The sequence below is a fragment of the Mycobacterium sp. genome (assembly GCF_039583785.1).
In the GTDB taxonomy this organism is placed as follows: domain Bacteria; phylum Actinomycetota; class Actinomycetes; order Mycobacteriales; family Mycobacteriaceae; genus Mycobacterium.
The window spans coordinates 1-6,672 of sequence record NZ_JAVKSG010000110.1; the positions used below are offsets into that span (position 1 = coordinate 1).

The 6,672-nt window shown below is 62.3% G+C and carries 7 protein-coding genes; 5 read left to right on the plus strand and 2 right to left on the minus strand.

Annotation, left to right across the window (positions count from 1 at the left end; translation table 11 throughout):
- Positions 1-131 precede the first annotated feature (131 nt).
- Positions 132-755 (plus strand): hypothetical protein, encoded by a 624-nt coding sequence (locus ABDV69_RS19495; protein ID WP_343577324.1) that lies wholly within the window; start codon positions 132-134, stop codon positions 753-755.
- A gap of 54 nt (positions 756-809) precedes the next feature.
- On the plus strand, positions 810-998 hold the full coding sequence (locus ABDV69_RS19500) for a universal stress protein (protein ID WP_343577333.1): 189 nt from the start codon (positions 810-812) through the stop codon (positions 996-998).
- A 183-nt stretch (positions 999-1,181) separates the two neighbouring features.
- Here the strand turns inward: ABDV69_RS19500 and ABDV69_RS19505 are convergent, their stop codons facing one another.
- A complete protein-coding gene (locus ABDV69_RS19505) occupies positions 1,182-2,207 on the minus strand; it encodes an NAD(P)H nitroreductase (protein WP_343577325.1) in 1,026 nt (341 codons plus the stop codon).
- Between the two features lie 441 nt (positions 2,208-2,648).
- Here ABDV69_RS19505 and ABDV69_RS19510 point away from each other — a divergent pair, with 441 nt between their 5' ends.
- The 3 genes from ABDV69_RS19510 (at position 2,649) to ABDV69_RS19520 (ending at position 4,927) form a co-directional block, all read left to right on the plus strand.
- On the plus strand, positions 2,649-3,425 hold the full coding sequence (locus tag ABDV69_RS19510) for an NAD(P)H nitroreductase (protein ID WP_343577328.1): 777 nt from the start codon (positions 2,649-2,651) through the stop codon (positions 3,423-3,425).
- A gap of 48 nt (positions 3,426-3,473) precedes the next feature.
- Complete coding sequence (locus ABDV69_RS19515) at positions 3,474-3,842, plus strand: STAS/SEC14 domain-containing protein (protein WP_343577330.1); 369 nt, start codon at positions 3,474-3,476, stop codon at positions 3,840-3,842.
- A 158-nt stretch (positions 3,843-4,000) separates the two neighbouring features.
- The gene (locus tag ABDV69_RS19520; RefSeq protein WP_343577332.1) at positions 4,001-4,927 is read left to right on the plus strand and encodes a universal stress protein; all 927 of its coding nucleotides are present in this window, start codon (positions 4,001-4,003) and stop codon (positions 4,925-4,927) included.
- Here the strand turns inward: ABDV69_RS19520 and ABDV69_RS19525 are convergent.
- The gene (locus ABDV69_RS19525) at positions 4,916-6,631 is read right to left on the minus strand and encodes a GAF domain-containing protein (protein WP_343577334.1); all 1,716 of its coding nucleotides are present in this window, start codon (positions 6,629-6,631) and stop codon (positions 4,916-4,918) included. The two genes, ABDV69_RS19520 and ABDV69_RS19525, sit on opposite strands and share 12 nt — an antisense overlap.
- Positions 6,632-6,672: the final 41 nt, after the last annotated feature.

Genomic DNA, 6,672 nt, shown 5'->3' on the forward strand with positions numbered 1-6,672 from the left:
ATCATCCCCGGGAGGGTGCGCCCACTTTCACGCCACCTCGCCGAGGCTCATCCACAGGTTTTGATCATTGCTCCCCTCGCTGGTGACGTTGGACCCTACGACGCCGGGCGTCGAATAGACATGATGAGGCCATGTCGCACATCATTCGAGCTGAGGTCGCGATGGACAGTTTTGCCATCCGACCCACGACATGGCCTGTACTCAGAGTCGTCAGTCGTAACCCGCTTATGCGGCTCATCGACCGTATCGAAGCAGCTGTTGTCCCCCTGGCCCTACTTCTCGTCATCGTTGCCACCGCCTGTGCAGGTGTATTGGGCACATTCATCCACGATGCAGAGAAGCAGAAGTACTTGCAAGAGTCTGAGAACCGGTACACCGTGATCGCGACTGCGCTAGCCGACAGCACTCCGCGAGCCTTGCCCTCGTCGGCAGACTCCAACGTGCTAGCGCGGTGGCGCGCCAACGGCATCGATCACATCGACTCGATTGCTTGGGATCATCGTGTCAAAGCAGCTACTTCACTGTCGATTTGGGTTAACGCTGATGGCAACAGAGTCGATGCGCCAACTCCGGTGGCAAGGGCTGCAGCGGACGCGGTATTCATCGCATTTGTGGCGTGGTGGGTCACGGTCTCGGCCATAGCTCAGATCGTGGGCGTAGTACGGGCGCACATCGCACGCTCGCTGGATGCGCAGTGGGAGCGTGGTATTCGCCATCTCCTCGACGGTGAAAACGGACGCGCCAATTACTCGTAATCGACCAACGTTTCGCGAGGTAGGCAAACGAGTTCTCCGGCCGGTCGACTGGGCATCCTCGTTGGCGTCGACGGCTCCCCGGCCTCCAAGTATGCCGTTGACTGGGCCGCGCTCGAAGCCAAGATGCGCGGCGCCCAGCATATACCGGTGATTATCGCCCAGCAGTCGACGCCACCGGAGCGCCGACAATTACTACGACACAACGTATTGCGGTTAGCCACCCCGCAATCGGCGGGGAAATGAATGCGGGCTTGCTTTCATGGCGCGTCATTTCGCCGACGCGATTGACCCATGCTTCTCCACAGAAGCTGAATTCGTCGGGGCGGCCGAGGTGCTGGCGGGCGCATGCTGAATCCACCGCCTGAGCAATGTGTGTCGCTCCGAGGCCAAAGTTGACGGTCGCCATGCTCGCGGTGTGCGGCGGCGCTACGGTGCGAGATCACTGTCCCGAGCGTCTGTCTGGCGCACGGGGCAGCTGATTTCCAGCACTTCATCCATCGGCAGTCGCGGAGTCGCGGCCGGCAATTGCTCCATCGGAGGTGCGATGCCGACACGGATCAGTGCTTGCGGTTCACCGCGCTGGCTGATGAGGCACCGGACGATGTCCCGGCTTTCGTCCAGCTCGATCAAGTGGGTCAGTGTGCACGTCGCCATCCCAGCCATCGTGCATTCTAAAAGCAACCTGGACAAGACCTCACCACTGCCCAAAACCGACGATCGCGAATCGTCGGTGGTAGACAAGACCAAGATTTTAGACCGGTCCACTTCGTTGTTTCGGTGCCGGTCGAGGCTGCTGACTACGGGAAAATCTCTCCTCACATCAACACGCGCCGCCTCAGAGGCCGTTGCAAGGGTCGCTGGGGGTACACCTTCATACAGTGCGAATGGTGCGGTCCACCAATGCAGCTCGGCCTGATATGAAGCGTCCCCGCAATGCAAGACCTCCGTAAGGCGAGAAGCCCGGGCGAGCCGGGGTCGCGCTTCATCGGAAATTTCATCCAGCATGACGATGCCGGCATCGAGGGCCTTAAGAAGTTCAGGCAGTAACCACCTCCAGTAGGTGGGCCGGCGGAGGGGAAGCCGGTCGGTCCTACGTTCCAGAATCGACTCGGCGAGACTTCGCTGCGACTCGGTGACGCAATCGAGAGGTCGAAATACCATGGTTGCCAGATGATCTCGGCTCTCAGGATCGGGGAATCGATCGATGTTCGCCTGCCAGCCAGCCGCCGCCATCGCAATACGGGCATGATTGAGCACAGCGCCACAGCTGATGATCGTCTCGCGACCGGATCTGTCCGCGACATTCACTAATCGATGCCGATCGACGAACAGGCGCAGCGCGTGTCCGTCGAACACCCAATGCCACGGCTGGCTGTTATGTAGGGACGGCGCGCGGCATGCCACACGCAACGCCTTCTTCACGACCGCAATATCTGGCGTCCGATCCGACACGACGAATCCTCCAATACTCCACTGTCAGTTGATGTTACTCAGCGGGTAGCGCCGCACAAGTGTCGTTAGGCCCCATCAACTACTGGCATCGACAGCGGACGAACCAACAGTTCGCATTGACCTGAATCGGGCCAGTGGTCAGGCGGCGGTTGAATCGAGGACCAATGGCCCTGCTAATGCCAACACAATTAGACAAGTCTCGAAGGCAGGCGAAATCCGGGAGGTCAAAACATGCCTACGACTCTGTTCGACAGCAAAGTCATCCAGGAAGCGGTGACGGCAGCGTGCCGCGCCCCGTCGCTGCACAACAGCCAACCGTGGCAGTGGGTTTACAGCGACGGGCAACTCCGGCTGTTCCTCGATCCGAGTCGAGTCATGGACACCGACCAGTCGGCGCGAGAAGCAGTTATCGGCTGTGGCGCAGCTCTCGACCATCTCCGGGTGACCATGGCCGTCGCCGGCTGGCAAGCGCATGTCGAGTGCTTCCCGAATTCGGAAAGCCCGAACCATCTGGCGTCGATAAGCTTCGATCCGATCGACTACGTGACTGAACGAGATCAGCTGCGCGCGCAGGCCATCTGGGCGCGTCGCACCGACCGACTGCCGTTCAGCGCACCGACTGACTGGAAGTCGATCGCCTCGATATGGGCAGGCGACGTCAACGGGAAGGCGGTACGCATCGACACGATTCCGGGCGAGGTGCTTCCGGAACTGACAGAGGCCGCCCAGATCGCGGAGTCACTACGGCTCTACGATGGTGCTTACCACGATGAACTGCACTGGTGGACTGCACCATTCGAAAAGGCAGAAGGTATCCCGCACAGCGCCCTGGTCTCCGCAGCGGAGAGCGATCGGGTCGGCATCGAACGGGTGTTTCCTGTCGTCCACCGGCCGGAGCGCCGCACTGAGATTCCGGAAGATCAAGCCATGATCCTGCTGCTGTCGACTGACAGTGACTGCCGCGCTGATGTTTTGGCGTGCGGCGAGGCGCTCTCCGCGGTCCTGTTGGAATGCACCATGGTCGGCTTCGCCACGTGCACGGTGACACACCTTACTGAACTCAGCGAAACCCGCAAAATCCTCCAATCCCTGACGAGACCAGAAGCGACACCGCAAGTCCTGGTGCGGGTGGGCGTCGTGCCGGTAACCGAAAAGGCGCCGCCGCCGACACCACGACGACCGCTGTCCGAAGTGCTGCGGCTACGAGCGTTCGACTGAAGTCCCCACATCAAGGAGCACATCAAGGAGCTCATCAAGGAGCTCATCATGATCGATTTTGATTTCGATACCGCACATTCGATTCTACTGGTGCGGCCCGAGTCCCCGCTGCAAGCAACAGACTTCGTTGATCTAGCGAAGGCCGTCGATCCTCAGATCCAGGCAAATGGGGACCTGGCCGGCCTCATCATCAACGCTCCGAAATTCCCCGGCTGGGATAGTTTCGGCGCAATGATCAAGCACTTCCGCTTCGTCAAGGACCATCAAAGGCACATCAAGAGAGTCGCACTCGTCACCGACTCGCACGTCGGGGATGTCGCCGAGCATTTGGCGGCGCACTTCGTCTCGGCGAAGGTCCGGCATTTCCCCGGCGGGCAACTCGACCAGGCCCGGCAGTGGATCACCAACGGCGCCTAGGGCATTGAGTTTCAATCCGATTAGCGGAAGTACTAGGGCCCCGCACCAGTAGACGTGGGCCCCTACCAACGGAATGTGTGAACCCTAGATGAGGTTGCCATGCAGACGAGGACGGCGGCCTCACCAACCGTCCGCAGTGAACTAGTAAGGGGATGTAGATGTCAGCTGCGAGAACCGATTCGGGCATCATAGTCGGTGTCGACGGGTCGCCTGCCGCCAGATGTGCCGTCGACTGGGCGGCGCGTGACGCCGCTATGCGCCACGTCCGTCTCACCCTCATCCATGCCGTGCAGCCAATCGGGCTCACCCTGCCACCGCTGACGGCGACGACGGCCTTCTCGCGCTGGCAAGTCGAGCAGGGGCAGAAGATCCTCGACGACGCGGTCGAAACCGCGCGGGCCACGACTCCTACCGGCGGTCCGGAGCAGATCGAGACTGAGCTGTTGTTCTCACCAGTGGTCCCGGCTCTGGTCGACTTGTCCAAAGACGCCAACCTGGTTGTCGTCGGTTCGCGGGGGCGAGGACCCATCGCCAGAAGCCTGCTGGGGTCGGTGAGCTCCAGCCTGATCCGCCACGCCTACTGCCCGGTGGCGGTCATTCACGACGAGGACCCGCTGATGCCGTATCCCGCTGATGCGCCGGTTCTCGTCGGCGTCGACGGGTCGCCTGCGTCGGAACTGGCGATCGCGATCGCGTTCCACGAGGCATCGCGGCGCGGCGTCGACCTCGTCGCGTTGCACGTCTGGAGCGATGTCAAGGTCAACGACTACCCCGCCATCGACTGGCCCGCCATGAAACCGGCCGCCGAGGAGATCCTCGCAGAGCGACTGGCCGGTTGGCATGATCGCTATCCCGAGGTGACGGTTCGGCGCGTGGTCGAATGTGACCATCCGACGTATCACCTTGTCAGGCAATCTGAATTAGCCCAACTGGTGGTGGTCGGCAGCCACGGACGGGGTGGATTCGCCGGCATGCTGTTGGGGTCGGTCAGCGCCGCCGTGGCTCACTCAGCTCGGATGCCAGTCATCGTCGCGCGTCAATCAAACCTACACACAGAGGGTTTCAGCCCTGGGCTAGCCGGGTAAGGGCACCGACCACTGCAGGGTAGCCTCACCGTCGGAGCCGATCCCTTCCTCCAGATCGCCGCGGAGCTCTTCGGCCTCAGCACGCAGTGCGCCGAGACCCTCGGCGATGGACTCGCCAGGCGCGTCCTGCCCATCGGCGGCGACCCTGATACTCAGCTCGTCACCCACATCGACGACGACGCTGATCCTTGTGACACCGGGTCGCCGGGCCGCGTTGCCAACAGCCGTGCGCACAAAGGCCTCCGCATGATCGGCCAAAGTCGCGTCGACCACGGACACCGGCCCGACGAATTGCACCATCGTGCGCAGACCGGTCACGGCGCTCTCAGCGATCGCTTCCTCCAGGCGCTCCCGGAGCCGAACTGCTCCGGAACTCGCGGTGTTCAGGTCGAAGATCGCGGTCCGGATGTCCTGGATCACGCGTTGCAAGTCGTCGACCTGCTCTGAGAGCCGCCGCTGCACATCTGAGGATTTCGCCAGCGGCACAGTTGCCTGCATGGCCAGCCCGATCGCGAAAAGCCGCTGGATGACGTGATCGTGGAGTTCACGTGCGATCCGATCACGATCGTTTACCAAGTCCAGTTCTCGCGTGCGCCGCTCCGAGGTTGCGAGCTGCCAGGCCAGCGCCGCCTGACCTGCGAACGCCGCCAACATGTCGAGCTGCTCATCGGTGAAGCGTGGCAGGCCGGCACGTCGAAGCACAACGAGAACACCGGCGGCAGCATCGGCCAGCGGCAAAGGCAGCAACAGGGCGGGACCGGCGAGTCCGCCAATCGTCATATCGAGGTCGTCGAGTCGACGCGGCGTGCGGTCCACGAACACGTCGCCGACTATCGTGCCGGTCAACGCAAGCGCATCTTCGGCTGGAATCGAGATCGCCCCAACTGTTTCCACTACCACGAGTTCGAGCGCACCGGAGGTCGTCTCGTCGGCCTCGACGGGTACGGCGACGATCGCGGCGGTAGCATCGGCCAGCTTCAGCGCATTTTCCGCGACCAGCGTGAAGACCGTTGCGGGCTCGGCGCCCGACAACATCGTGGTGGCGATGTCGCGGGCCGCTTCGATCCATGCCTGACGTGCCCGGGACTGGGTGTAGAGGCGCGAGTTGGCGATCGCGATGCCGGCAGCTGCCGCAAGCGCCTGCGCCAGGATCTCGTCGTCCTCGCTGAACGGTTGACCGTCGGCTTTCTCGGTCAGGTACAGGTTGCCGAAGACCTCGTCGCGGATCTTCACCGGAACACCCAGGAAGGTCCGCATCGGCGGATGGTTCGGAGGGAACCCGACCGACGCCGAATGCTGCTGGATGTTATTCAACCGGATTGGCTGTGGGTCGTCGATCAGAACCCCGAGGACGCCCCGCCCTTGCGGGAGATGCCCGATGAGGGCGCGAGTCTCGTCGTCGATTCCCTGGTAGACAAACTCGACCAGGTCGTGGGCGTGGCCGCGCACCCCGAGCGCGCCGTAGCGGGCGTCAACCAGCTGTATCGCGGTGTCGACGATCCTGCGCAGGGTCGCGTCCAGTTCCAGTCCCGAGGTGACGACCAGCATCGCCTCGACCAGTCCGTCGAGCCGGTCACGACCCACGACGATCTTTTCGATCCGGTCCTGGACCTCGGCAAGCAATTCGCGCAGTCGCAGTTGCGACAAGGCCTCACGCACCGGCGCTGGTTCGCGTTCGGCACTCGGCGGCTCTGTGACCGACACCCCGCTATCGTCGCATCCATGACGCCGACATGTATATGTCT

Excerpts from the sequence above, each read along its gene's own strand:
- ABDV69_RS19495 (WP_343577324.1), top strand. The coding sequence starts at position 132 with ATGTCGCACATCATTCGAGCTGAGGTCGCGATGGACAGTTTTGCCATC.
- ABDV69_RS19515 (WP_343577330.1), top strand. The coding sequence starts at position 3,474 with ATGATCGATTTTGATTTCGATACCGCACATTCGATTCTACTGGTGCGG.
- ABDV69_RS19520 (WP_343577332.1), top strand. The coding sequence starts at position 4,001 with ATGTCAGCTGCGAGAACCGATTCGGGCATCATAGTCGGTGTCGACGGG.